Genomic DNA, 25,322 nt, shown 5'->3' with positions numbered 1-25,322 from the left:
ATATTTTCGGCGGTTTCCATCATTTATGTGGCTGGTTCCCAGACAATTATTCTGCATCGCTTTAATCTGCGCATCACACCACCGTCCGTGTCCTGATTGTGATATGTGCCATTGTTTAAATAAATGTACAATCATTTTACCTATAATGCCAAAATGATCAGATATCCGACCCGGAAAAGAGACGGATGTCTTGTCTGACAAATATGAATACCGGAATCAGCATCTGGTTGATGAAATGAAGGGTGCTGGTGCAGCAGCCGAAGACAGAAATTGGTTCCGAAAAGCATGATGATGCACTCTGTGATAAGAAACAGGGATGACATGTCTGCCCCCATGTCTGTGAACGACACATCCCCGTGTTTTTCATGCCGGACACCGGCACACGCAGCACAATTCCACTTTGGGAGGAAAAATGATCCATATATGTATCGTATGGGACCGGACGCCTGAATCAGCGTATCGGGGACCTTCGGTAGAATCAGCCGGGTTTATTCAGACGACTTCGGTATCCGCCGATGGTTTTTTGCATCACCCCCACGTTCCGGATTCATGTAATGCTGTCTTCCTGATTGGAACGGTGGCCGACAGCTCATTTTGTGCAACCGCAAAAATTATTCGGGAGCACTGTGCCGGTCTCCCTCTGATCATCACCACAACAGCGGAAGGGATGGAACCCGGTGGTATACGTGCGTTTGGCTGGGATCTCTTTGCCGACCTCTGGCTTGTACGCACACCGGAAGAGGATGTTTTTTCCGAACGCCTCTGGCAGCAGTTTTTCTGTCTCTTTGAAAAAATGCCGGAAACATCTGACGATATATTCAGGACGTTCAAAACAATTGCAGACCATGCAAATTACGGGATTGTCATCACCAGTCCGGATGCGACCATCTTCTATACAAATGCCTGGTTTGCAGCGATGTACGGGTATTCTCAGGAAGAGCTGATCGGGAGAAATATCGGTGATCTCTATCAGTTCCGGCCCGAGGCGTTCGCTGAATTTAAACGCCGCTTATTTGAACAGCACCATCTTGAGCTTGAGGAACTGAACGCATACCGGAAGGACGGGAGCATCGTCCCGACGCAGGCATATCTTCAGGTTCTGAGTGATGAGGAGGGGGCGCCCCTTTATGTTTCCGGCATCGTTGTTGACATAACAGAGCGGAAGAAGGCAGAGCAGGAACTGGAGATTGCCCGGTACTCCATAGAAAACGCATCCGATGAAGTCTACTGGATTCTCCGGGACGGACGATTCTTTAATGCCAACAAAGAGGCGTGCCGGATGCTGGGATACACCAGAGAGGAACTCCTTACGCTTTCTGTGTTTGATATAAATCCGGACTTTTCGAAAGCTGACTGGGAAACGCATTGGCATTACATCAGTGAGAAGAAGAATGTGCGGATAGAGTCCCGCCATCTGACAAAAGACCGGAGGATATATCCGGTTGAGATTTCTGCCAATTATTCCAGGTATGGAGATTGTGAGTTCAACTCTGCCTTTGTCCGTGATATTACCGCACGCAAACAGGCCGAAGAGGAATTGCTAAAAAGTGAGGAGAAACTCCGCCTCAAGCTTGACTCAATTCTCTCACCGGATTATCCTGTTGAGGAAGCGGAGTTTCGCAATATCATCGACAGCGACGCGATACAGTCACTGATGGATGATTTTTACACACTAACGGGCATTGGCATCGCCATTCTTGATCTAAACGGGAATATTCTGATCTCTACCGGATGGCAGGATATCTGTACAAAATTTCACCGGGTCAATCCTGAAACGCAAAAAAACTGTTTTGAAAGTGATGTCGCACTGACAACGGGTGCGACTTCAGGTGAAATCCGGTATTATAAATGTAAAAATAATATGTGGGACACGGTAACGCCGATCTTTGTCGGAGGGAAGCATATGGGCAATCTCTTTCTTGGGCAGTTTTTTTATGACGATGAAGAGGTTGACATCCGCATATTTACTGAACAGGCAGAACGATATGGATTTGATACAGAAGCGTATCTTGCTGCTCTTGAACGTGTTCCGCGATGGAGCCATGAGAAAGTGCAGACAGCAATGGTATTTTACCAGAAGTTTGCCCGCATGATCTCGGATCTGAGTTACAGCAATCTCAAACTGGCAGCCCTGGTGGAGCATCATAAGCAGACTGAAGAAGAACTCACCTTTTCTGAACAGAAATATCGGAGTTATATTGACAGCTCACCGGAGGGGGTCTTTGTCACTGATGCAGGGGGCCACTATCGTGAAGTCAATCAGGCGGCGTGTGATCTCTTGGGGTATACCGGGGATGAACTTCTCGCGATGAATATCACCCAACTTGTACTGCCGGAAGACCTGGACGAAGCACGCCAGGGTTTCCGGATGTTGCAGGAGACCGGTCATTTAAAGTCCGAGACACGCCTGCTGAAAAAAGACGGGAGTATCTGTACCGTCAATCTGAGTGCCATCGTGCTCCCCAACGGGATGTCTCTTGGATTTACATCTGATATCACCGAACGCAGACAGGCGGAAGAGCGGATTTATCACCTGAACAGACTGCTGGCCTCTATCCGAAATGTGAATCAGCTGATTGTGCAGGAAAAAGATCCCCAGGTACTGACAGAAAAAACCTGCGGGGCCCTGACCGGGGTAGGAGGGTATGAAAATGTCTGGATTGTCCTGTTTGACAGGGATGGTAAAACACAGTCCATAGCAGTATCAGACTCCGGCGATACGTTCCGGCCGATGCTTGAGTACCTGAAGGAAGGCAACCTCACCGGGTGTGCAAAGAGGGCAATCGCGACAGGTGAGGTTGTGGTAACCGATGATCCCACGAAGACCTGCACCGACTGCCCGCTCCCCTGGTCCTATAAAAAGATGAGTGGACTAACGAAACGTCTTGAGTCTGACGGCACCGTCTATGGGATCATTTCCACCTATGTCTCCCGTGAACTGGCACGTGACACTGAGGAGCAGGAACTCTTCGCTGAGGTGGCCGGCGATCTGGGATTTGCCCTGTACAGCATTGAACTCGAGGAGAAACGCCGGAAGGCAGAGGAGGAGATTCTGGAGAAGAATAATTCCCTGAAGGCGGCGTATCAGGATCTTGCAGCAGGTGAAGAGAAACTGCGTGAGTATCTGAAGGATCTGGTAGTGAGTCAGCAGGAGTTGCGGGAGACCGAACGCCGCCTTTCGCAGATTATCGAGTTCCTGCCGGATGCTACGTTTGCCATTGATACGAACGGCCGTGTTATCGCGTGGAATAAGGCTATAGAGGCGATGACGGGCATTCCTGCGTCTGAGATGCTGGGTGAGGGGAACTATGAATATGGGTATCGGGTCTATGGAAAACGCCGGCCGATTCTGATTGATCTCATGCTTCATACAGAACTTCGTGATCAAATTGAGTATCCGGTATGGTATGAAGAGGGAGATACGCTGGTTGCAGAAAATTATGTGCCCCATCTCTATAAGGAAAGGGGAGCCTATGTCTGGTTTACTGCGTGCCGTCTCTACGATTCTGAAGGGAATGTCACCGGCGCCATTGAATCCATTCGTGATATCACCTTGATGAAAGAGGCTGAACACCAGATCCTTGAGACCTCGCATGCCCTGGAAGAGCGTGTGAAAGAGCTGACCTGCCTGCGGGAGATCTCAGAAATCACTCTCCAAAAACCCTCTGATGAAGAGTTATTTTACGGAATCCTTCCTGCCATTCAGGCAGCGATGCAGTATCCTGCGGATACGGGTGTTGCGGTGCAGACCGATGGTCATACGTACCAGACGGAAGGGTTTCAGGAAACCGGACCGGTGATCGACAACACGATTTTTGTGGATACCCGTGTGTTTGGGACGATCACGGTGAGGTACCTGCGAGACCATTCTGATGAGGAATCTTTCCTGCCTGAAGAACGTTCGCTCTTAAAGATCATCAGTGAACGTATCAGTAATTATCTGAGCAGGCGGTCTGCTGAAGTCCGTCTCCGGGAGAGCGAGGAGAAGTTCCGGGAGCTCTTCAGCAATATGAGCAGTGGTGTGGCGGTATATGATGTGACCGAAGACGGAAGTGACTTCATCTTCCGGGACATCAACAAGGCAGCAGAAGCGATTGATGATATTCGGCGGGAGGATGTAATCGGGAAAAGTATCTTTGCAGTCTTCCCCGGTGCTGAGGCGTTTGGCCTGCCTGCTGTCCTGCGCAGGGTCTTTGAAACAGGGAAACCGGAATATTTGCCCCTTGCAGAGTATAAAGACGAATCTATTCAGGGGTGGCGTGAGAATTACGTGTACCGGTTGCCGTCCGGAGAGGTTGTCGCGGTGTATGATGATCAGACAGAGAAGAAACGGGCAGAGGATGCCCTTATCGAGAATGAACAAAAATACCACGAGATTTTCAATAATATTAACGAAGCCGTTTTTCTGCATGAGGTGCTGGCAGATAATAGTCGGGGATTTTTTGTGGAGGTTAATGATGTTGCCTGCAGTCGTCTGGGATATTCCCGTGAAGAACTCCTGAACCTTACTGTTGCTGATATCAATACCGGGCCGGTCAGAAAAGAAGATGCGGCACGGGTTATCGCACTTCAGACCGGTAACACGATTTCGTTTGATGCTGAACACGTGCGAAAAGACGGGTCCGTATTCCCGGTGCATGTGAACGCCCGGATGATTGAGCTTCGTGGCCGTCATTTCATTCTGTCGCTCGTTCGTGATCTGACGGAGGAACGTGAAGCCCGGGACCGGGAGGCGACCGCTCTCCGCCAGATAGAACAGAATCTGATGCAGCTTGGGACATTAAATGACGAAATCAGGAACCCCCTTGCGGTTATTACCGGTATCATCGGCTTTTCTGATGAGGAGGTGGCTGAACCCATCCTGAAACAGGTCCGGGCCATTGATGATATCGTGCACCGTCTGGATCAGGGCTGGCTGGAATCTGAGAAAATACGGGAATACCTGAAAAAACATCATGGTATTTTTTAGAGGGTCTGCTTTTTTCGCAGGAGTGATGGTTTGTCGTCCGGTAAGAGAGCAGGCAGTGTCGGATGCTATTACTGCCCTGCCACGATATCGTGAAACGATGCATTCCTGTGCATAAAACGATTTATTTCCCTGTCTTTGGCACACATCTGTAAGCACGTCCCGATGGCTGCCGGGTGGGCCGGAAAACCAAGGACGGGATTCCATCCGGAGGGCCCTTTTTTGCAGCACAAAAAATATGTCATATCCCAAAGATGACCGTGAATGGAACACAGGAGAGGCAAAGATACATGGCGAGGGACACTGAGGAAGAGGCAGGCATGCAGTGGGACTCTGTAAAAATGGCGGCAGACTATGACGACATGACCGCACGGATCGTCCCCGGGATGGAATACTTCTATGGTGCTGTCACCGATGCCATCCCGAAGCATAGCGTCCGGGTGCTTGAACTTGGCTGCGGTACCGGTATCCTCACCGCCCGAATCCGATCAATTCACCCGGAGGCAGCTGTCATCTGCATTGATAGTTCTGAGGCCATGCTTGCGGTTGCCCGGCAGAAAACGGAGCTTGAGAGCGTCATAATGATAATGGGAGATATCCGGGAGCCGTGGCCGGCCGGGCCGTACGATGCCGTGGTGAGCTCCTTCTGCTTTCCTGCCCTTGAATCCCACGAACAGCAGACGGTGCTCAGACGGGCATATCGTGCACTTCGCCCCGGCGGCGTCTGCATCACGGGATGTGTTGTACGGCCCCCGACTGCAGATGAGGAGCAATGCCAGCTGGCCCGCTGGGAGACGTTCATGCAGGATGCCGGCCTTGACCCGGAAGAAGCACAGCGGCAGCGTGCATCATGGGACGGGGCACGGGAACGAATACCCACGCCGGACGGATTCCGGGAGATGCTGGAGGCAGCGGGATTCTCAGAAATCCGGTGCCCGTATCACCGTGGGCTGTATGCTGTCTTTATCGGGATACGGTAGAACTCTGCGCAGACCTCTCCTTTCGTAATAATTCTTCGTGTCCTTCGTCCTGCTAAAACGGAAAGGATCTGTAATAGATCATCGGCCAGATTACGTGCCACAGACTATAGTCAGCAAGCCTCCGGATCACCGGGGCCAGGAATTCGTATTTGCGGAAAAAGGGCAATGGGAATGAGGTTCCCGGCAAATATAAAGATGAAGAGGCCGGATCCGAAAATCGTACCCGGAAGCATTCCCATCTGATACATGCCTGTTATCTGCATGATCGGTTCCCACAGACTTGCGAGAACAGCAACCACGACAAAAACCTCGGCCTGTTTATCACCTTTCAGCAGGACATTTGAGATAAATCAAACCAGAAAACCTGTCGGGATAAGATGATAGAGGATTTCAAGGAAGATCCCGCCGCTGAGATACACGGGAATGGAATACGGAAAGGCTACATGGATAGCGGGCAGGTTCATTGCCAGAACGACCCGAATCTCCACCAGGGCAAACACAAGACCCAGGATAACCGGATACAAAAACGCTCTCTGTTCGAGACGTTGTCGTCCCGGATGTCGGGAAACCGGTTTGTGGGGCCAGTTTTATCACAATATAACCAAAAACAGCTGCAAGGATGGCAGCCAACCAGGTCCCGGTCCGGTTTTGGACGATCGGATGGTCCACACCGGCGTATGTCCAGACACCTTTTCCCGGAAGCATCAGGAAAACGAGTCCAGGAACGTTTTTTCGGATTTCGTTATGGTATGCATACAATCATCCCGGTTTGTTTTCCATGATATCTCCGGATTTTTGAGAATACCGGTTGTTCGGAAAAAATCAGGATACGTGATACAGGCGCTGTTTGTCATTAAGATTCTGTACGAAGTGAGCTGAACTCCTGGCCTCATGCCAGCGAATCCCCGGCCCGACTCCGTTTGCCCCTGTGCACTCCCCCTGATGGTCTCTATGAGTTTCCATCATCACGAATTGCCCGGATTCTGGCCGGTACGGTATCTCTCTCCTCTTTTCAACTCTGCCATCGGCAGCGAAATCGATTCCAAACGATAATGAATATATATCTCTGATCTTTCCCGGCAGAAAGAGCAGGATGTGTCACATGAGCGAAAAAATCGTGGATAACAAAGTGATTGAGAAGATATTGTCAGATGCACCGTATTTACGTCTCGGTCTCTGCAACAATGGGCGGCCCTATATCGTGCCGATGTCTTTCGGATACAGAGACGGAGCCATTTATCTGCACAGTTCAATAACCGGGACAAAAATGGACTTTCTCAGAAGCAACAAACATGTCTGTTTTGAAGTTGATTTGTATTATGAAACACTTCGCGGCGACCATCCCTGTTCATACAATATGAAGTATCAAAGCGTCGTTGGCTTCGGAACAGCAGCAATACTTGACAATGAACAGCAGATAAAAGACGGGATTGCCTGTATCATTGACCGTTATCACGGCGAAGAATATTGTGTCGATGATCTGAACCTGACTCAGGTGGCAGTCATTCGTATCGATATTGAAGAGCTGCATGGAAAACAGAATGGAATGGACAGCGAATAATTCCGGTTGACCATCTCACGCTCCCCGTTATTGTCCATCATCTGGATCCTTTCCCCCGGTTTTTGTAATGATGACTGCCGGACTTCTGAATACCACCATGCCTGCTCCTTCAAATGTCAGAAGCAGGAACGCTTTGTTCATTCAGATTTCATGCAAACTTCAGTTATCTGCCGCCAGATAACAGCCTTCCCTTCAAGGCTCATCCCTGCATAGGCGGGAGAGGTTGACGGAAGGGATATCACCCTCAGTCCCCTGTCTTCATCGTTCAGGAGATCAGAAAAATACCGCTGAAACCAGTGTCCTGCACCCGTCTTTCCGTTTAAGGCAATGCAGCGGATTGAAGGGTGGTCCGCTAAAAAACGGCGAATATCATTTGGTATGGTATCACAGATTGAGCTGTCACTGCTGCCCTTGCGCGAACATGACGCAAGCACATCCCAGATGGCAATGCCATGGGCGGTCAGGCAGTTCAGCCGGTTCTGGTAGGGCAGTTCCGGAAAATCAGAACGGAATGAGAGAACCATTCCCATTATTCTCCAGAACTGATTCCGGGGATTGCCGTAGTACTGATGCCGCTGCAACGACAGTTCACTCGGATAACTGCCCAGAATCAGGACATGCGGATGAGCACCGGAAACCGGTGCAAGTCCTGATGCGAAGTAATCATTCACCTGTCTTGAGAGTATCTCATTCGTAGCGGATAAAATAGCACTCTCCCCAGTCCTTTCTCTCACCGGGTTTCATGGCAATCAGCATCTTCTCGGCATGGTCTTCGCAGACATTCTGAGTTACTGATCCCAGGATCTGCATACCGATTGCCTTCTTCACACAAAAATCACACCTTGCATTCGACGTCGGGGTGTTCATGGATATAAATTTCAACAGGTGATATTTAACTGGTTTGTGTGCATTTTTGGACGGAAATTATCGACCTTAATACCAGATACAGAGTACAGCAGCTCTCCCTTCCGAAAGAAAAAAGGGGTAAACCCGTGCCTCGCCTCCGTCCTCCCCGGCAAGGCAATTACACCGGCTGTAAGGACTCTGTCTGAAAAACGTAAGGATCTGATTCAAACCGATCCCGGCTGGCACTACCGTGGGCGTCCGGAAAGTTCAGCCATTCCTGACAGGGCACCTCCGACGAAACAGTAAAGTCAGGGAGCAGGAATCTGTATTCACTCAAGTCTGTGCCCGTTATTCCGGTTCGGTTTCCGAATTCTCTTCCCCGGATTCAGGTTTTTCGGGGTAGCGGACATAGTAGCATGCCCCCCAGTCCTTTCTCTCGCCGGGTTTCATGGCAATCAGCATCTTCTCAGCATGGTCTTCGCAGACCTCCTGTTTGCAGCAGCCCAGTATCTGCATGCCGATTGCTCTCTTTTTGCAGAAGTTGCACGTTGGCGTGTCCGTCGGGTGTTCCATTATTATACCCCTACCTGTAGGTCTATTTATGCAGTGCGCATATATATCTGGAACGAATTTATGGATCATATTACCATACGCGGAGCACGGGAACACAACCTGCAGAACGTAACACTGGACCTCCCACGGGACCGGTTTATCGTTATTACCGGTGTTTCCGGGTCCGGAAAATCAACCCTCGCCTTCGACACCATATATGCGGAAGGGCAGCGGCGGTATGTGGAGTCACTCTCCGCCTATGCCCGGCAGTTTCTTGGCCTCATGAATAAGCCGGATGTCGACTCCATCGAAGGCCTCTCCCCCGCAATATCCATTGAACAGAAGACAACCTCGAAAAATCCACGCAGTACGGTCGGTACCGTCACCGAAATCTATGACTACCTCCGCCTGCTCTTTGCACGCATCGGGACGCCCTACTGCCCGGAGCATGGCATCAAAATTGAATCACAGTCGCCGGAGCGGATCGCAGATGCAATTGAATCCGACTTCTCCGGTGAAGTGACCATCCTCTCGCCTATCATCCGCCAGAAGAAGGGGACCTACCAGCAGCTGATAAAAGACCTGAACGAAGAGGGATATGTCCGTGCCAGAGTAGACGGGACTATTATCCGGACAGATGAAGAGATTCAGCTGGAACGGTATGTGAAGCATGACATCGAGATTGTCCTTGACCGGTGCATGAATGATGACCGGTCCCGGCTGGTGGAGGCCGTGGAAAATGCGGTGCACAAATCCGATGGCCTTGTCATTGTTGCAGGGAAAGACGGGGAGAAAGAACACATTTACTCCTCCCGGATGGCGTGCCCTGTCTGCGGCATCTCATTTGAAGAACTCCAGCCACGCATGTTCTCCTTCAACAGCCCGTTCGGTGCCTGTGAGGAGTGCAAGGGACTTGGAATCCGGATGGAACTGGACCCTGACCTGATTATCCCGGAACGGGACAAATCAATCGCCGACGGGGCGGTGGCCCTCTACCGCAATTTCCTGGACGGATACCGGATCCAGTACCTCGCAGCGGTTGCAAAACACTATGGATTCACCATCTTCACGCCGATTGCCGACCTGAGCGACGAGCAGTACCGGGCCCTGATGTATGGGTCTGATGAGAAGATTGAGTTCCGGATGAATATGAAAGGCGGCGAGGGGCACTGGGCGCATAATGGCACATGGGAGGGCCTCCTGCCCCAGGCAGAGCGTCTCTACGGACAGACAAAGTCTGAATACCGCCGCAGGGAACTGGAAAAATTCATGCGGATATCCGGCTGCCCCTCCTGCAACGGACAGCGCCTGAAACCGAAGGTGCTTGCCATCCGTATTGACGGCAAGTCCATCATTGATGTGACAGACCTCTCCATCAGCAGCTGCAGTGCATTCTTCCGGGACCTCACCCTCACGGCAAAAGAAGAAGAGATCGCACGGCAGGTCTTAAAAGAGATCCATTCACGGCTGGGATTTTTGGAAGAGGTCGGCCTTGGCTATATCACGCTCTCCCGTGCGGCAGGCACCCTCTCCGGCGGGGAGGCGCAGCGCATCCGTCTTGCAACCCAGATCGGTTCTAATCTGATGGGGGTATTATACGTCCTTGACGAGCCATCCATCGGCCTGCATCAGCGGGACAACCACCGCCTGATTGAGACCCTGCAGCACCTGCGTGATCTGGGAAATACCCTCATTGTGGTTGAGCATGATGAGGATACCATCCGGCAGGCAGACCATGTCGTGGATATGGGACCGGGAGCGGGCATCCACGGCGGCAGAGTCGTTGCGGCAGGCACCCCGGCTGAGATCGAGCAGAACGCCGAGTCTCTCACCGGGAGGTACCTCTCCGGTGCGGAATTCATTCCCGTCCCGGACCGGCGCCGTATCTCCCATGAATATATCCATCTGCTGGGATGCACGGAAAACAACCTGAAGAATGTGGATGCCCACATCCCGCAGGGGGTATTTACGGTCGTTACCGGCATGTCGGGGAGCGGAAAATCAACCCTCATCTATGACACCCTGTACCGGGCACTGATGAAGACCATCCACAAATCGAGTGTGACACCGGGCAAGTACCGTTCCATCGCGTTTGACACACAGCCCGACAAAGTCATTGTCATCGATCAAAGCCCGATCGGACGGACGCCACGGTCAAATCCTGCCACCTACACAAAGGTGTTTGATGAAATCCGCAAGGTCTTTGCCGGCACCAAAGAGGCAAAGATGCGGGGATATAAACCCGGCCGTTTCTCCTTCAATGTCAAAGGAGGACGGTGTGAGGCTTGCAGCGGCGATGGGCTCATCAAGATTGAGATGAATTTCCTGCCGGACGTATATGTGGAATGTGAGGAGTGCAAAGGGAAGCGCTACAACGCAGAAACACTCGAGGTCCGGTTCAGGGAAAAGACGATCGCAGATGTCCTCGAAATGACGGTCGATGAGGGCGTCGAACTGTTCGAAAATCACCCATCCATTCTGCAGAAGCTCAAAACCCTGCAGAAAGTCGGGCTGGGCTATATCAAACTGGGCCAGAGTTCGACCACCCTTTCGGGAGGAGAGGCGCAGCGGATTAAACTGACCCGTGAACTGTCCAAAAAAGGGACGGGGAAGACCATCTATCTCCTGGATGAACCCACTACCGGCCTGCATTTCCATGATGTAAAGAAGCTGATCGGGGTGCTGAATGAACTGGTCGAAAAGGGGAATACGGTCATTGTCATCGAGCATAATCTGGATATGATAAAATCGGCCGACTACCTGATTGATCTGGGACCGGAGGGCGGTGAGTATGGTGGTGAGATTCTTATATCCGGCACCCCGGAAGAAGTGGCGGCTGAAAAGAGAAGTTATACCGGAGTTTATCTTCGACCCCTGCTGCAGGCATGATTGATTACCTCTCCCTCCCGTCGGACCCCGGCTGCTACCTGTTCAAGGATGATACGGATACGGTCATCTATGTGGGCAAGGCCAGGAATCTGAAGAAGAGGGTGGGCAGTTATTTTTCCCGCACAGTCAGGGATCCCAAGACCGCGGCGATGGTCGCTGCTGCTGTCAGCCTCGATTTTATCGTCACCAAAAAAGAGGTGGAGGCGCTTATCCTTGAGAATTCGCTCATAAAACGTCTTCAGCCAAAGTTCAATATCGACCTGAAAGATTCCAAACGGTATGCTTATATTCACCTGACTGATGAACCGTATCCCCGTATTCACTATATCCGGGATACAACACAGGGCGGAGACTATTTTGGCCCGTTTGTATCCGCAAAAGACCGGGACCAGGTCCTGCACGTCCTGAAAAAGACGTTCCGCATCAGATCCTGCAGAAAAATCCCTAAACGCCCCTGTCTGCGGTATCATATCGGGACCTGTTCCGGGCCATGTGTAGGGGCGGTCACTGAAGAAGAGTATACCCACCAGATATCCCGCGCCCGTGAGGTCTTAAAAGGACATTCTGCCGCACTCATAGAGGTTCTGAAAGCAGAGATGGAAGCGGCATCACAGGTGCAGAACTTTGAAAAAGCGCTTGAACTGCGGGATCAGATAGAATCCGTTCAAAAACTCTCCGAGAGGCAGGCAGTGGAACGGTTGAAAAAGACCGATGAGGATATCATCAATTATCAGATCCGCAACGAGATGGTGTATCTGATTCTCTTTTCCGTCTACAAGGGGGTTCTGGGGGAAAAGCAGGAATTCAGTTTTCCGTATCAGGCAACCGCTATCGAGGAGTTCATGGTGCAGTATTACGGGGAGAATGAGCCTCCGTCCGAATTAATCCTCCCGGAGGCGCCGGATGATGCAGTCGGTGAGTATCTGTCACTCCAGAAAGGAAAGAAAGTTAAAATATCAGTTCCACAGCGGGGAGACAAAAAAGACCTGCTCGAGATTGTGTCCCGGAATATTGAGACGACCTTTTTCGGGGGAGGGGGGAAGGTAGACGCCCTCAGGAAACGCCTGCGTCTGCCGGAACCGCCGGAGATCATCGAATGTTTCGATATATCCCATCATGCCGGGAGTGCGATGGTCGGGTCCATGGTGCAGTTCCGGTACGGGGTGCCTGACAAGAGAAACTATCGCCGGTTCAGGATACGCACCGTAGAAGGAATTGATGATTTTGCCGCAATAAAAGAGGTGGTGCATCGGAGGTACTCCCGCATCCGGGACGAAAACGGGGAGTTCCCCGATCTGATTATTATTGACGGCGGAAAAGGCCAGCTTCATGCAGCAGAAGAAGCCCTGAAAAACCTGAATCTCAGCATTCCGCTGATTTCGGTTGCCAAACGTGAGGAGGAGATCTATGTGCCGCATTTTCAGCATCCGCTCCCCATCAAACAGAACGAAAAAGTATCCCTGTTTATTCAGGAGATCCGTGACGAGGCGCATCGGTTTGCCGTAACCTATAACCGGACCCTCATGAAAAAGAAGATCAGGCATGACCAGGTTTAATCTGAAATCTGACTTTTCTCCCCAGGGCTCACAACCTGATGCGATCAAATCCCTTGTAGAGAGCATTGGTCATAAAAACCGGTTTCAGACGTTAATGGGCGTAACCGGTTCGGGGAAGACATTTACCATTGCAAATGTGATTGCCGCAGTGCAGAAGCCGACCCTTGTCCTTGCCCACAATAAAACACTCGCGGCACAGTTGTATAACGAATTCAGGGACTTTTTCCCGGAGAACCGGGTCGAATATTTCGTCTCCTATTATGATTACTATCAGCCGGAGTCCTACATTCCCCAAAGAGACATCTATATCGAAAAGGACGCCGCAATCAACCCAAAGATTGAGCAGATGCGTCTTGCGGCGACCGCATCTCTACTCTCACGTGATGATGTTATTGTCATCGCATCTGTCTCCGCCATCTACGGTCTGGGAAACCCGGAGAATTTTGAAGGGCTTGGATTTGAGGTGGCGCAGGGAGAACGGGTGAAACGCAATGACATCCTCTCCCGCCTGATTGAGATCCAGTATGAACGCAATGATATTGAACTCCAGCCGGGGCGGTTCCGGGTGAAGGGGGACACCATTGATCTGATCCCCGGATATGGCCCGGACATCATCAGGATTGAGTTTTTTGGCGATGAAATTGAGAGAATTACCGAGATTGACAAAATCACTCATACGCAGAAGCAGGTGCTCCCATATTTTTTCATCTACCCCGCCCGCCATTATGTGATACCGGAAGAGGAGAAGGCCGGGGCAATAATCGAGATACAGAAAGAGCTGGAAGCGACTCTTCCTACACTGGGCCTTATTGAAGCACATCGGCTCCGCCAGCGGACGCTCTATGACATCGAGATGATTGAGGAGACCGGCTACTGCAAAGGGATTGAAAACTATTCCCGGTTCTTTGATCATCGGCAAAAGGGAGAGAAACCATTCTGCCTGCTGGATTATTTCCCCGATGACTTTCTGATGGTAATAGATGAGAGTCACCAGACGCTCCCGCAGGTGCGGGGGATGTACAACGGCGACTTTTCGCGGAAGAAATCCCTTGTTGAGTATGGATTCCGGCTCCCGTCCGCCTTTGACAACCGCCCGCTGAAATTCCCTGAATTTGAAGACTACATGAGGACGGCGATATTCGTATCCGCGACCCCCGGCCCCTATGAAAAAGAGCATTCCTCAGCGATCATTGAACAGATCATCCGTCCGACCGGGCTGGTTGATCCTGAAGTCAGTATCCGGCCGCTCAAAACCCAGATTCCTGACGTATGCGAAGAAATTCAGAAGACCATCGCGGCAGGGGACCGGGTACTCATAACGACCCTGACCAAAAAACTGGCAGAAGAACTCTCGGAATACCTCGCAGAAAAGGGAATAAAGACCCGCTATCTCCATTCAGAGATAAATGCCATCGAACGAACCGAGATCCTCCGTGAACTCCGCCTGGGAATCTTTGATGTGCTCGTCGGCATTAATCTCCTCAGGGAAGGGCTTGATATTCCGGAAGTGAGTTTCATCGGCATTCTGGATGCGGATAAGGAAGGCTTTCTCAGGGATGCCCGAAGCCTCATCCAGACCATCGGGCGGGCGGCACGAAATGACCACTCCCATGTCGTCCTCTATGCCGACAAAATCACCGATTCGATAAAAACCGCCGTTGAAGAGACCGGCAGGAGGCGTGCGATGCAGATGGAGTATAACCGGGTGCATGGCATCAGCCCGGTCACCATTCACAAACCCATCCGGGAGAAAGAGGTGGACATTCAGGATACCAAACATATTCCACGGTATGAACTGCCCAATCTCATTATTCAGGTAGAAACCGAGATGCAGGAGGCGGCAGAACGGCTTGATTTTGAACGGGCCATTGTGCTGCGGGATAAGCTGAAAAAACTGAATGCGGAAGTGCAGAAAGGGTGAGATCGGGGCCCGTGAGGAGTGAAAAACCCATCCACAGCCTTCCCCACATGTGCGACAGGTCACCGGAAAGACCGGAGGGTCTCCCGCCTGTTCCCCAAAAAATGCTATTTCTCTGATATGTCGACCAGTGTCTTCGCCCTCAGAAGACCGGCCGTGAACTCATCGATATATTCCTGCATGGAGAGACTGCCCTCGGGAAACGGGCAGTCGTCGGCATACATCTTCTTGATCATAGGATCGGTGGGATAGATCAGAATGTCGGTATTCGTCTTTGCGGCCGCCCGGACCATTGCCTCCCGGAACACACCAATGCAGTATGCAATCCGCACCTCGTATATATCGGCCGTTTTCTCCAGAAATTCTGTCAGGCGATAGGTCTCTATCTTTAGAAAATCGTCTCGAATTCTCTCGTTCGTGCATTTGCCCAGCATGTAATGGTATTGTGCGTACGGGTACATGCATTCCAGTTCGGCCGGTACGGTCCCGCAGGTGCCGAAGATCACGACATGATATGACGTGCCGGTGGCATACACGGAATCAAATATTTTATGGAACAGGCGGTGGCTTGGCGACGTGCTGTAGGGTTTTCTGACCGCACAGGGAATAAATACCCCGATGTCATGCCGGGGAATCTGATATTCATCGATAATATAGCGAAATGCCTCCTCAAACTGGTTGAGGTAAAACGGGGGATCCAGAATCTGTCTGGAATTATTAGAGTGGGAAGATGCGTTTTTTCCTGAAATATCTCTCACCTTGGTAAGGCCGACATAATCATTAGCCACGGACAGCATAATGTATTTCGATATATGCACACTGCAGTTCACGAGGATTATCTGGAATGGATCCTCGAAAACCGGATTGATACTCTCGAAGAAGATACACTTCAGTTTCTCTCCCAGAAATTTGACCGGAGCCGGGATACGGTTCGAAATGACCTGAACCAGCTCGAAGAAACCGGGGATATTATCCTTGGCCCCGGCAGCACCGTCAGGTTGACAGAAAAGGGACAGAAAACGGCTGAATGTGTCCTGAAAAAACATAAAATACTCGAATGTTTCTTTACGGAGATGCTGGGGATGGATCAGGACACTGCCTCACAGCAGGCCTGCCGCATGGAGCACGAAGCATCCGATGACACCATCAGCCGGCTCAATCAATATCTTTCACGCCCGAGGCGGTGCAGACAGGAGCGTCACCATGTCTGTGCCCAGCCGTGTGAGCTGAAACCCCTCTCTCTCCATAATGAAAAAGAAACCGTCCGTGTAGCCGTCATCAGGGGACCCCGCCGGATGGGACGCCTCAATGATATTGGTGTTATACCCGGCGAGGAGATCACCATCCAGAGAAAACTCTCAAACGGATCACTTGTCGTCACCATCAAAGGAAGTGATATTGCAATCAGCCCGGAAATTGCAGCATCTGTACTTGTGGAGACTATCGAATGAAAGTCGCACTCATTGGAAACCCCAATGTCGGCAAATCGTTGATCTTTACCCAGCTGACAGGGATCGGTGTTGAGATCAGTAATTTTCCCGGCACCACCATCGATATTTTATCCGGCGGTGTCTGTTATCAGCGGGAGATTGTTGAACTCGTTGATTTTCCCGGCATCTATTCCCTTGACGGGACATCCGATGAGGAAATCAGTGTCCGCCGCTATCTGCAGGAAGAAAATATTGATGTAATCGTCCCGGTCCTCAACGCATCAAATCTTGAACGCAACCTTTACCTGCTGTTGCAGATTGCGGAGTATCAGCTGTCCGGTGTTGTCGTCATCAACATGGTTGATGAATCCGAAAAGGCCGGTGTCGAGATTGATTTCGCCCGGCTCTCTGATATGCTCGGATGCACAGTCATTGCCGCAGCTGCATCAGAAGGACGAAATGTCGGAGACATCATCCCCTGTGCACTCTCAGAAGCACGAAAAATGAGCTACGAGGTTCCCTATGGCCAGCACATTGAGGCTGCCATCCGAAGCCTTGTCAAGATCCACGGATGTTCCCGGAGGGAGGCCCTTGATGCCCTTCAGAATCTGGGAGCAGATGCCGATCTGCTTGATTCGGCATCCACCCTTGCCGGAGAGATTGAAGACGAGCACCAGATGTCCGTGCACCAGATCATTGCAACCAACCGGCACAATGCCGCCGCAAAAATTGCGGATGAAATTACGGTATTTAAAGATCAGAAGAAAAAACCCGATCTGGACAGCCTGTTGACACGGTCATTTCCGGGCATTCCGATACTCCTGTTCCTGCTCTTCTCAACCCTGCTCACAGTATTTTTTGTCGGCTCGTTTCTCGAAGAAAGAATTGTCGAACTGTTCGATATCTATCTGATTGCACCCCTCATGAGTGCCGGATTATCGCCGTTCTGGGAGCAGATTCTCTTCTCACTCATTCTTGCGGTGCAGGCAGGACTTGGGATTGCATTCCCCTTTGTCTTTGTTTTCTATATCCTCATCTCGATTCTCGAGGACTCCGGGTATATGACACGGGCGGCATTTCTCGCAGACCGGGCAATGCACCATGTCGGCATGCACGGGCAGGCGCTGATTCCCATGGTGCTGGGGCTGGGCTGCAATGTGCCTGCCATTATGAGCATACGCCAGTTATCTAAACGGGAGCGGATAATTGCGTCATTTCTGATCACGATGGTGCCCTGTTCGGCACGAACAGTGATTATTGCCGGTATTGTTGCTGTGTTTGTCGGTGTTGCGTGGGCCTTCTCCATCTACCTGATTGTGTTTATTCTGATCATCCTTACCGGGTTTGTGCTGACAAAGATTACTCCCGGTGAACAGTTCGGGATGATCCTTGAGATGGCTCCCCTGAGAAAACCGCAGCCGGTGCAGACATTGAAACGGGCATGGCTCCATATGAAGGAGTTCCTCTTCATTGCCATGCCCCTGCTTCTGGTCAGCAGCGTCTTTTTAGGTGTGCTCCAGTATGCAGGAATCATCCAGGCATTTCAGGATATCTTTGCACCGTTTATGGAGACTGTTCTCGGCCTTCCGCCTTATGCCTCTACTGCACTGATATTTGGTATTCTGAGAAAAGAAATGGCGTTTGAAACTCTCGCTATCCTTGCAGGCACCGCAGATCTGGGTTCGGTGATGACCGGCCTTCAGCTCTATGTATTTGCCGTTGTCAGTGTGCTCTTTGTGCCCTGCATCTCAACAATTGCGGTTCTCTACCGGGAGATGGGATGGAAGACAGCGCTCATGGTCTCAGCATACACCCTGACCCTCGGCATGGGTATTGGAACCGTCGTTAATCTGCTGGCAGTCTCGTTTCTCTGAAAAACATCTATATTTATCTTTTTTGGGGTTCATTTGTCCATTAAACAGGCTCATATCAATACCCCCTCTCACCCGCCCGGCATACGCCGGGCTCCTCCTCTCCCCCTTGAGGGGAGAGGCAGTTCATGGGATGGTGGGGTTGATTTGAGAACGCAATAGAATAGACACGTAGATGATTGATTATCTCAAAAAATACCAATAAATCACAGATATCACATAGACTAACCCGAATAGTCCTCATCACATCTGAGGAGGTCTGTCAGGGGGAGGAATCCCCCCTTGACACGGATGACCTACCTAAAAAATAAAATGTCAAGATGACTGTGCTGACCGCTCATATCGATTTAGATATGCCTGAATACGATCGCCGACATTCGTTCTGAGGTTCTCGTAAAAGACTGCATAATCATACATGTGGTAGACACCCTCAGGGAAGGTGACGCTGGTCGCCGGTAATTCCTCCGGATTGGATATGTCTGTTATCACCAACGCGTTGTTTACGACCTGGGCTGCTGCAAAGTTCGGATACCTGTCCGGACTTTCGGGATGCTCATGTTTGAAGAACACTGCTTCACGATTCAGGGAAGCAGGTGCAAACGTGGTATCGGTCTTCCAGGTCAGAGGATTTACCACAAACGTTCCCGGAATGATTGTCGGCCCCTCCTTCTCTTTGCCTTCTTCATCGGATATCGTATTGTAGGTGATGAAACAACCCGTGTCAGTCGCATGTTCACTGATCCTCATAAACGGGTTTAAATCCAGATCCGACTGCGTGATCGAATACCCAATAACATACGCCGCCACCAGTCTCTTCAGTGATTCGGCATCACCGGTCAGGAGTTCTCCTGCCTTTGACAGTTCAACGACCCTGACCGACCCCTGACTGTGGGCCGCGAGGATAATGGGCCGTTCTCCCTTATTGAAATGTTCCAGGAAATAAGCAAATGCAGTAATGAGGTCCTGCTGCCCCAGAACAAAGATGGATTTCGCACGGGTGAGCATCAAAGGATTGATTTTCACATTGTTCTGCCGGTAAAACGGTGCGTAAATATTTGCCTGTCCGTCAAATATGCTGGCCTGCTCCACCAGCGTCCAGTGTGCCTTCTCCCGTAATACCGGATCATTCATATCCATCAGATACGTCGAATTATCAGAGAGAATGGTGGGATACACCCAGAACACATCGACTGGCTGCTCATCCGTGCTGAAATATGCGGGCATGGTGAGCCAGCTGTCGGGATTGGTATAATCCGGAGCGTCCGGGACATCGGTATCGGGATTAAAGGGTGGCAACGTTGTCGGGATGCCTAACTCCTGTCCCCGTAAGTCTTCCAGCGTACGTGTATCCTCTTCTTTTTTGGTAGATGCCATCGTCGTAACTCCGGTAAATATGAACGCTACTGCGCATAACAGACACAGGACGCGTTGTGAGAAGAATGGGTTATCATTTCACGATGATTTGATTCCCTTTCTTCATGTTCTTATTTGATCACAGACATTTATGAGATGCGATTCTTCTTTGGATATCTGCAACGAAACAGCTTATCGCTCAAAAATGTGTCTCAAATGGGTATGTCTGTTCAATACTGATAAAAATGAAAAGGGATTTGAACATCCCGGCTGCTTTCACAGAGCCTCTTTCACTCCGCTCCTGTAATTATGTTCATTCATAATTTCAGAATCAATAAAGAATAGGAGGAGGAAGGGAATGTCTACGACATTAGTTGTCTGACGCTGACTCAGGAGAAGCGACAGAGCATACCCAGATTTTGTACTGGATATCTCTTCCGGCAAACGGATGATTTGCGTCTACAACAACGGTTGTTTTGGAAACCGACAGAATCGTTACATTCGCCTCACGACCTCTGGGCAGTTTCATGGGAAGGATTGTACCCGGCTCCGGGATGGTGTTTGTTGGCAGCTTTTTTCGACTGATTTTTAAGACCAGACTTTTATTGTAGGTGCCGTAGGCTTCCTTGGCCGGCAGCGTCACACAGATTTCATCATCCGCCCTGCATCCGAGAAGTGCCGCCTCAAATGCCGGATTTATTTTACCTGCACCAATGGTGTACGCCTTAGGCGCTTCGTCATACGTGTATTCCAGCATTTCCCCTGTCTGTGCGTCAGCGGAGGAAAAATGGAGGGTGACGATATCACCCGGTGCGATTTGTGGGGACAGATTCTCCGACATCAGACATCTGCAGGGTTAATAGCGACAAGTTCAATGTCAAAGTTCAGTGTCTTTCCTACCAGGTGGTGATTTGTATCGATGGTTACTGCAGATTCATTGACTGCAATAATGGGGAAACTGAAGACCCCCTGTGGTGAGGACAGGTAAACGGATTGACCTATTTCAAAGGTTGAATTTTCAGCAAATTCATTCTTATTGATGATCATGAGTTTATCTTCAGTCCATTCTCCATATGCCTGATCAGGAGACAGTCTGACGGTTTTTGTCTCACCAACCGCCATCCCAACGACCGCGGCATCAAATCCGGGGATCATCCGGCCTGCTCCGACAACAAATTCACTGGGCATTCCCCGTTCATAGGATGAGTCGAAGACCTCCCCGTCATCGAAATATCCTTTATAATCCACCTGAACCGTATCTCCGGCAGCTGCGACTTCCGTCGGCTGTGACTGGTCCGTGCATCCTGCAGCACAGATGCATATAAGGAGAAGACAGAGGAGCCCTGTCATTCTGTTCAATACACGTTTCTTCATATTGTAATAGAAATCACGATGAGAATAGTTCAATTTTTCCCCGAAAGGGGGGTGAAGGATCCGCTCGCGGAATCCGGCGAATCGCCGGGATTGAGGAGAATCGCATTGTCTTCACGTGACAGGCCGATTGCTGCCACTGCCCCGATTCTTCCGTTCCCTCCAAAAAGGCGGATATTCTCAGAATCTGCCACGGTGTCGGCCATCTCTGCTGTCACGACCTGGCCGCGTGCCGCCATACCAAACCGGCGGAGCCCTTCTGAAATAATGAACCCCTGCTTCACCGCAAGTCCCCATTCTCTGGATAACGATTCTGCCTCAATAAACCGCACCGCACGCTCGACAACATGATCAACGGCTTCAGGATTTACTGCTATCTCGATAAAACTACAGGAGTTGCCTGCTGTACATTCGGTTAGATAAGGGTACAGCATTGCAACGGCATGCCCAATCGGAATCACCTCATGCATCTTGGCCAGATACTGCAGAAGGCCCAGTGCAAGTGCAAATGTTGCACCCCCCTCTTTGGTATCAGTATCATCAAGGCCGATGATCAGATGGGTAAGTGCCCGTGTCACGACCTCCCCCTCGGTAATCATGCCGCTGTCGGTCAGGTGCACCTCACAGACCCCGACCGCCATTGCCATCATATCGGTCAGGGAATAGGCAGGCCCTCCCACGCACCGGATGGTCTGAATAATATACTGCCCGTCCTTTCTCACCCGGGTGACACCGACAGCCGGTTTCGGGTACAGGCCAATGTCAGAACCGCCCGTCCCCAGATGGGCATATTCGATGAGTATTCTTCCGTCTCTCCTGACATCATGGATGACGCCCCCTGCAAGACGGTGATGATATTCACAGAACGCAGCACACCCCGTACTCATACACTGGTGATAGATTGTGACCCAGTCTCCGTCAGTTGTGGTAAAAATTCGTCTGCACGAACTGGTCATCATGACATTGGTTGTCACATACTTTGCCGGTGCGCGCCCTTTCTTTTCTTCTTTAACTGCAACACACTTTTCCGTCACCAGACGGTTAATCCAGTCCTGAATCGTACTTCGTGCAATTTCTGTTGCATCTGCGATATCATTGATGGTAAAAAAACCATTCTCGAGGGTGTACTCCCTCATAATGGCAAGAAGTTCACGACGCTTTTCAATCACGCCTGCCATGGCAATCACGAATGAAGAGCAGATCTGAAATAACTGCGCTTGCTGTCTCAGATGAACCCGCACCTTTTCCAATCAGCGTGATCTCCCCGGCGAGATCCGTTTCAATTGTTACCGCATTGAGGGTATCACGGACAACAAGCGGATGGGATTTCGGGATGATGCCCGGAGACACCCGGAGTACTCCATTGGCCGGATCAATCTCACCGATCAGCCGGATGGTCTGGTCCTCCCGTTCGGCCAGTGCGATTGCAGCCGATGTAACGCCGTCAATGCCGATGATATCCACATCCGCGAGGGTTTTCTTCATGCCCCACACCGCGTTTGCGAGAATGACCAGCTTTATTGCAGCATCAATTCCCTTGACATCATAGGTTGGATCCGCTTCGGCATACCCGAGTTCACGTGCTTCAAGGAGCGCCTGCTGGTAGGTAAGCCCCTCTTCTGCCATCCGGGTCAGAATATAATTGCAGGTTCCGTTAAAGACACCATAGAGACGGGAAATCTCGTTTCCTGCAATGCCGCACTCAATGGTATGCATAAGGGGTATTGCCCCGCATACGGTGGCCTCATAGCGGAGTGTAGCGTTATGTTCAGCGGCAAGCGTATGCAGCTCCTCAAATCTGAGAGCAACAGGGCCCTTATTTGACGTGACAACATGTTTGCCGCCTGCAAGGGCTTCCCTGATATATCCTAATGCCGGTTCACCGGTTTCAGCATTGGTGGGAGAAACCTCGACCAGAACATCGTAGGCATCTGAAGAAAGGATGTCAGAAACAGTGATATCAGGAGTGCCGCACATGCCGGTTTCCTTTTTATTGCTGAGAACGGCGGCAATATCCAGTCCGGACGCATCAATTGCCCCGCTTCTGGAGTCTGCAACCGCGGTAACAATCAGGCCGGTATTCTTCGCGGCGATTACCTCTGCAACCCCTCTGCCGACAGAACCGAATCCAATGATTGCAATGCGCATCAGTTCCCCTCCAGCGGTTCGATAATTAAAAATCCTTTCGCCCGTGCCACATCACGGAGGATTGCCAGTGCCCGGTTGATATCCTTCAGACAGTCGGATTTAATGGTCATTTTGGCCGATGAAGGTTCATTGATTGCAGGCATCACCATGGAAAGTTCATGCACTTCGGCATAGCCTGTCGAATCAATTGTGTCGATGGTGTCACTGATATCGGTGTGAATCAGATGGCCAATGAGAATCACTGATCGGCGTACCAGAAACCGCTCTTCACCGACACGCAGCACATTGACTCCCTGTGTCCTGAATCCTGAAAGCAGGGTTTCAAGGGAACCTTCCGGGATCTCACACATGATTTGTACATCAAGAAGATCCCCCCCGGCTTCGGGGTCCCGTTCATGAATAACCGAGAGTATATTGCCACCAATATCTGATATTGGCTGTATAACAGAGACCAGCTGTCCGGGTGAATCTTTCATTTCCAGTTTCATTGAAACCTGCAATTATATCTCCCTCTTGTTCTTTCTGTTGAACGCCAAAAGGGATAAGCATTATACTATTGGATGGAGAGTTGTTTTCAAATTCGGTGGGTGCCGGAATCATCAGGAAGATTTAGATGAGCAATAAACGTGTGCGGGTGATCGGCTGTGGCAACCCATTGATGGGAAACGATGCGGTAGGTGTCCGTGTCATTGACATGCTGCATGAAATCCATCCGGAGATAGATGTCATTGAGGGTGGTGTTGGCGGACTGGGCCTGATCCCGATGATGGAAGGATATGACCACATCATTCTGGTCGATGCAACAACAGGATATGGGACGCATATCGGAGAGATTATGGTCTTTTCAAAACCGCCCTCCAACGAATTTTTCCCGCTCTCGTTATCTGATATCGGGGTGCTTGATGCAGTAAATATTGCTGAAGAACTGGGTATCTGTCCGCAGATAACAATTATTGGGATAGAGGCAGGGACAGTTGAAGAGTTCTCTGATTCGATGAGTCCTGAAATGGAGCGGGCAGTAGAAGATGCATGTGAACGAATTCTGAGCACGATAAAAAAAGAATGATGTATTCTGGAGAGAAATCACATCGTGATCTCTCATCAGAAGTCTGAAACCTGGCCGTTTCATCCTTATTTCTTTGAACCTGCAGCACCCAGAATTACCGGTAAGGCATCTGCAACATCTTTTATCAGTTCGGCAGGGATTCCCATTACCATCAGGTCGTCAGCAATGCCCGAAAACTTTCGTGATCCATCGCATCCGAGTGAAAAATTTACTTCACCGGACATGTACGGATAGGCGCAGGTGTCTGCACACACTGACTGTATTCCCGACATATTGGTATGGATGCGCCCGCCGGTTTTGTAAAGAACTGCCTGCGCAATCTTCAGCATGACGAGAGGCTGTGCCATGATGATGACAACATGCGGGTCAAAGGGTGTTTTCTCCAGAGGTGCATAGACGGTTGCATAGGTGCTGACTTCCTCACCACCCGGCGGATGGACATGAGGCACCGAGTCAATCGTCCGCATGCATCCGGCCCAGGATGCAAATTTGCCCAGTTTGAAATAAAATTCGCCGGATTTCAGGGTGGGAGAGAGTTCCCTCAGGCCAAGGGCCCATGCACCACCCATACACTGGTGCTTGTCTGCACGTGCAAAGAGAATGCTCCCCTCGGTCCGTGCCATACTTACCATCTTACAGTGACGGACGGCTTCTGAGATCTCCTCCACGCCATCAGGAATCCCCTCTTCGGTTTTTGCAAATTTCACCGCGACAGGGGAACCGGATATACCGGCCATCTTAAATGCATCTGCAATTTCCTGATAATTAAGGTCCATTTTGTTTTCATCGATCATTGTTTCACCAGCTATTCCAAT

General features: G+C 50.6%; 21 protein-coding genes. 9 read left to right on the top strand and 12 right to left on the bottom strand.

Features of this window, described 5'->3' with window-relative positions; all coding sequences use genetic code 11:
* Positions 1–412 precede the first annotated feature (412 nt).
* Together L1S32_RS03615 and L1S32_RS03610 are read left to right on the top strand one after the other, a co-directional pair.
* On the top strand, positions 413–4,969 hold the full coding sequence (locus L1S32_RS03615) for a PAS domain S-box protein (protein ID WP_278156227.1): 4,557 nt from the start codon (positions 413–415) through the stop codon (positions 4,967–4,969).
* A gap of 287 nt (positions 4,970–5,256) precedes the next feature.
* Positions 5,257–5,946 carry a class I SAM-dependent methyltransferase gene (locus L1S32_RS03610; protein WP_278156225.1) on the top strand — a complete coding sequence of 230 codons (690 nt, stop codon included), beginning with the start codon at positions 5,257–5,259 and terminating at the stop codon, positions 5,944–5,946.
* Between the two features lie 350 nt (positions 5,947–6,296).
* On the opposite strand, the gene L1S32_RS03605 is transcribed toward L1S32_RS03610, so the two are convergent.
* Positions 6,297–6,470: a hypothetical protein gene (locus L1S32_RS03605; protein ID WP_278156223.1), complete on the bottom strand. Its 174-nt coding sequence runs from the start codon at positions 6,468–6,470 to the stop codon at positions 6,297–6,299.
* A gap of 578 nt (positions 6,471–7,048) precedes the next feature.
* Between L1S32_RS03605 and L1S32_RS03600 the strand changes: the two genes are divergently transcribed.
* Positions 7,049–7,507, top strand: coding sequence for a pyridoxamine 5'-phosphate oxidase family protein (locus L1S32_RS03600; RefSeq protein ID WP_278156222.1), 459 nt, complete (start codon positions 7,049–7,051; stop codon positions 7,505–7,507).
* Positions 7,508–7,644: 137 nt separating this feature from the next.
* Here the strand turns inward: L1S32_RS03600 and L1S32_RS03595 are convergent, their stop codons facing one another.
* From L1S32_RS03595 to L1S32_RS03585, 3 genes are all read right to left on the bottom strand, one after another.
* Positions 7,645–8,178: a DNA-deoxyinosine glycosylase gene (locus L1S32_RS03595; protein ID WP_278156220.1), complete on the bottom strand. Its 534-nt coding sequence runs from the start codon at positions 8,176–8,178 to the stop codon at positions 7,645–7,647.
* 16 nt (positions 8,179–8,194) lie between these two features.
* A complete protein-coding gene (locus tag L1S32_RS03590; RefSeq protein ID WP_278156219.1) occupies positions 8,195–8,374 on the bottom strand; it encodes a hypothetical protein in 180 nt (59 codons plus the stop codon).
* 327 nt (positions 8,375–8,701) lie between these two features.
* Positions 8,702–8,926 carry a hypothetical protein gene (locus tag L1S32_RS03585; RefSeq protein ID WP_278156217.1) on the bottom strand — a complete coding sequence of 75 codons (225 nt, stop codon included), beginning with the start codon at positions 8,924–8,926 and terminating at the stop codon, positions 8,702–8,704.
* A gap of 60 nt (positions 8,927–8,986) precedes the next feature.
* On the opposite strand from L1S32_RS03585, the gene uvrA reads away from it, so the two are divergent.
* From uvrA to uvrB, 3 genes are read left to right on the top strand one after another with little or no spacing between them, the layout of a single operon-like run.
* On the top strand, positions 8,987–11,794 hold the full coding sequence (uvrA, locus tag L1S32_RS03580) for an excinuclease ABC subunit UvrA (protein WP_278156215.1): 2,808 nt from the start codon (positions 8,987–8,989) through the stop codon (positions 11,792–11,794).
* Entirely contained in the window at positions 11,791–13,350 is a 1,560-nt protein-coding gene (gene uvrC, locus L1S32_RS03575) for an excinuclease ABC subunit UvrC (protein WP_278156214.1), read from the top strand. The genes uvrA and uvrC overlap by 4 nt, the downstream gene beginning before the upstream one ends.
* Positions 13,337–15,271: an excinuclease ABC subunit UvrB gene (uvrB, locus tag L1S32_RS03570; RefSeq protein ID WP_278156212.1), complete on the top strand. Its 1,935-nt coding sequence runs from the start codon at positions 13,337–13,339 to the stop codon at positions 15,269–15,271. The genes uvrC and uvrB overlap by 14 nt, the downstream gene beginning before the upstream one ends.
* A gap of 104 nt (positions 15,272–15,375) precedes the next feature.
* Here uvrB and L1S32_RS03565 read toward each other — a convergent pair whose 3' ends face one another.
* Positions 15,376–16,065, bottom strand: a complete 690-nt coding sequence (locus L1S32_RS03565) for a DUF5591 domain-containing protein (RefSeq protein WP_278156209.1) — start codon at positions 16,063–16,065, stop codon at positions 15,376–15,378.
* 15 nt (positions 16,066–16,080) lie between these two features.
* Here L1S32_RS03565 and L1S32_RS03560 point away from each other — a divergent pair, with 15 nt between their 5' ends.
* Together L1S32_RS03560 and feoB are read left to right on the top strand one after the other, a co-directional pair.
* Complete coding sequence (locus L1S32_RS03560; protein WP_278156207.1) at positions 16,081–16,719, top strand: metal-dependent transcriptional regulator; 639 nt, start codon at positions 16,081–16,083, stop codon at positions 16,717–16,719.
* Positions 16,716–18,572: a ferrous iron transport protein B gene (gene feoB / locus L1S32_RS03555; protein WP_278156205.1), complete on the top strand. Its 1,857-nt coding sequence runs from the start codon at positions 16,716–16,718 to the stop codon at positions 18,570–18,572. The genes L1S32_RS03560 and feoB overlap by 4 nt, the downstream gene beginning before the upstream one ends.
* Before the next feature lie 312 nt (positions 18,573–18,884).
* Here feoB and L1S32_RS03550 read toward each other — a convergent pair whose 3' ends face one another.
* The 6 genes from L1S32_RS03550 to L1S32_RS03525 form a co-directional block, all read right to left on the bottom strand.
* Entirely contained in the window at positions 18,885–19,943 is a 1,059-nt protein-coding gene (locus L1S32_RS03550) for a DUF3089 domain-containing protein (RefSeq protein ID WP_278156203.1), read from the bottom strand.
* Between the two features lie 349 nt (positions 19,944–20,292).
* Entirely contained in the window at positions 20,293–20,763 is a 471-nt protein-coding gene (locus tag L1S32_RS03545) for an FKBP-type peptidyl-prolyl cis-trans isomerase (RefSeq protein WP_278156201.1), read from the bottom strand.
* Positions 20,763–21,296 (bottom strand): peptidylprolyl isomerase, encoded by a 534-nt coding sequence (locus tag L1S32_RS03540; RefSeq protein ID WP_278156199.1) that lies wholly within the window; start codon positions 21,294–21,296, stop codon positions 20,763–20,765. The genes L1S32_RS03545 and L1S32_RS03540 overlap by 1 nt, the downstream gene beginning before the upstream one ends.
* Before the next feature lie 29 nt (positions 21,297–21,325).
* The gene (locus L1S32_RS03535) at positions 21,326–22,471 is read right to left on the bottom strand and encodes a sugar-specific transcriptional regulator TrmB (RefSeq protein WP_278156197.1); all 1,146 of its coding nucleotides are present in this window, start codon (positions 22,469–22,471) and stop codon (positions 21,326–21,328) included.
* Positions 22,455–23,441 carry a homoserine dehydrogenase gene (locus L1S32_RS03530; RefSeq protein WP_278156196.1) on the bottom strand — a complete coding sequence of 329 codons (987 nt, stop codon included), beginning with the start codon at positions 23,439–23,441 and terminating at the stop codon, positions 22,455–22,457. Before L1S32_RS03530 ends, L1S32_RS03535 begins: the two co-directional genes overlap by 17 nt.
* Positions 23,441–23,917 (bottom strand): amino acid-binding protein, encoded by a 477-nt coding sequence (locus L1S32_RS03525; protein WP_347403360.1) that lies wholly within the window; start codon positions 23,915–23,917, stop codon positions 23,441–23,443. The genes L1S32_RS03530 and L1S32_RS03525 overlap by 1 nt, the downstream gene beginning before the upstream one ends.
* 137 nt (positions 23,918–24,054) lie before the next feature.
* On the opposite strand from L1S32_RS03525, the gene L1S32_RS03520 reads away from it, so the two are divergent.
* A complete protein-coding gene (locus tag L1S32_RS03520) occupies positions 24,055–24,507 on the top strand; it encodes a hydrogenase maturation protease (RefSeq protein WP_278156194.1) in 453 nt (150 codons plus the stop codon).
* Positions 24,508–24,572: 65 nt separating this feature from the next.
* On the opposite strand, the gene L1S32_RS03515 is transcribed toward L1S32_RS03520, so the two are convergent.
* Positions 24,573–25,301 (bottom strand): DUF169 domain-containing protein, encoded by a 729-nt coding sequence (locus L1S32_RS03515; protein ID WP_278156192.1) that lies wholly within the window; start codon positions 25,299–25,301, stop codon positions 24,573–24,575.
* Positions 25,302–25,322: the final 21 nt, after the last annotated feature.

It is taken from the genome of Methanogenium sp. S4BF (assembly GCF_029633965.1).
In the GTDB taxonomy this organism is placed as follows: domain Archaea; phylum Halobacteriota; class Methanomicrobia; order Methanomicrobiales; family Methanomicrobiaceae; genus Methanogenium.
Note: the sequence above shows the minus strand (reverse complement) of the source record. Positions and strands in the feature narration are given on the sequence as shown.